2 protein-coding genes are annotated in these 1,427 nt (G+C 64.7%); one reads left to right on the top strand and one right to left on the bottom strand.

Annotated elements, in window-relative coordinates; all coding sequences use genetic code 11:
• Window positions 1-20 precede the first annotated feature (20 nt).
• Window positions 21-1,145, bottom strand: coding sequence for an IS630 family transposase (locus tag RFN28_RS34500; protein WP_320291582.1), 1,125 nt, complete (start codon window positions 1,143-1,145; stop codon window positions 21-23).
• A 45-nt stretch (window positions 1,146-1,190) separates the two neighbouring features.
• On the opposite strand from RFN28_RS34500, the gene RFN28_RS34495 reads away from it, so the two are divergent.
• The coding region (locus tag RFN28_RS34495) for a LexA family protein (RefSeq protein ID WP_320291581.1) at window positions 1,191-1,427 on the top strand (237 nt) is incomplete at its 3' end.

Genomic DNA, 1,427 nt, shown 5'->3' with positions numbered 1-1,427 from the left:
CTAGTGGCACTGCACAGGGATTATGACTCTTTGGCGGTGGGCTTTGGATAGGCTTTGGCCAATTTGAGGCGGGCCTGTTCGGTCGAGAACATCCAGTTGATGCGGGCGCCGCTGGCGTTTCGCTGGTTTTCCCAAGCGGCGACCTCGGCAAGGAGGCTGTCGCGACTTTCGATGCGGCGGTCGAGGCACTGGCTGCGCAGGACGCCGATCTCGATCTCGACCATGTTAAGCCAGCTGGCGTGCTTTGGCGTGTAATGGAACTCCAGTCGTCGCAGGATGCGTCGCGCCTCTGATGGCGGCAGGGCCTGATAGAGCGCGGCGGGCGAGTGGGTCGACAGATTGTCGAGCACCACGCGGATGCGCGCGGCTTCGGGATAATGGATATCGACGAGGTCGCGCATGCAGTGGGCAAAGTCGTCGGCCGCACGCCGCTCGGTGACTTTCACTTTGCGCCAGGAGCGGTGTGCGTCGAGGAAGACGAACAGGTTGGCGGTGCCGTTGCGCTTGTATTCGCAGTCGTAGCGCTCCAGCCTTCCCGGTGCGGCCGGGATCGGCTGGCGCACTTGGCCGATGAGCTGGGTCGGGCTTTCGTCGAAGCACACCACCGGCCGCTTCGGGTCGGGCGCTTCGACGTAGAGGTCGAGCACATCCTCCATGCGCGCGACATATTCGGCATCGACCTTGGGGATACACCACATGTCCTTGCGCCACGGCTTGAGGTCGTTCTCGGCCAGGCGCCGGCGCACTGTCTCGCGCGACAGCTGCTCATGCTCGGTCAGCTTGACGAACGCGTCGGCCAGCAGCTCCAGCGTCCAGCGGCTGCGGCCCGGTGGTGGGTTGGAGCAGGCGGTGGCCACCAGCAAGGCTTCCTCCTTGCCGCTCAGCTTGCGCTCCGCCCCGGGGCGCGGCTCCTCGCTAAGCGCCGCCTCCAGCCCTATCTCCACGAAGCGGCGTTTGGTGCGGTAGACGGTGGAGCCGCCGACCACCACCGTCGTGGCGATGGTCTCGTCGCTCTGGCCCGCATCGGCAGCGAGCAGGATCTGGGCCCGCTTGAGCTTGCGCGCCGGATGCTTGCCGCTGCGCAGCATGCTCATGAGTTCGTCGCGTTCGGGTTGGTCGAGATCGACGCGATAACGTACATTCATCCGGATGGCCTCCTTCGGGTGCGGAGGTTCCGGAAGAATCGGAAAATGAATCAATTACTTGACGGACAGCCGCAGGCTCCACCCCGCTTCACCGAAAAGCAGGGCCAGTATCTCGCCTTCATTTGGACCTACGGCCTCGTCAACGGTCGCTCGCCGGCCGAACGCGACATGCAGCGCTTCTTCGGCGTCACCGCGCCTTCCGTCCATCAGATGGTGCTCACCCTCGAGCGCGCCGGATTGATCCGCAAGCAACCGGGCCTCGCGCGCAGCATCGAACTGCTC

The organism is Mesorhizobium album (genome assembly GCF_033977205.1).
Lineage (GTDB): Bacteria > Pseudomonadota > Alphaproteobacteria > Rhizobiales > Rhizobiaceae > Mesorhizobium > Mesorhizobium album.
Note: the sequence above shows the minus strand (reverse complement) of the source record. Positions and strands in the feature narration are given on the sequence as shown.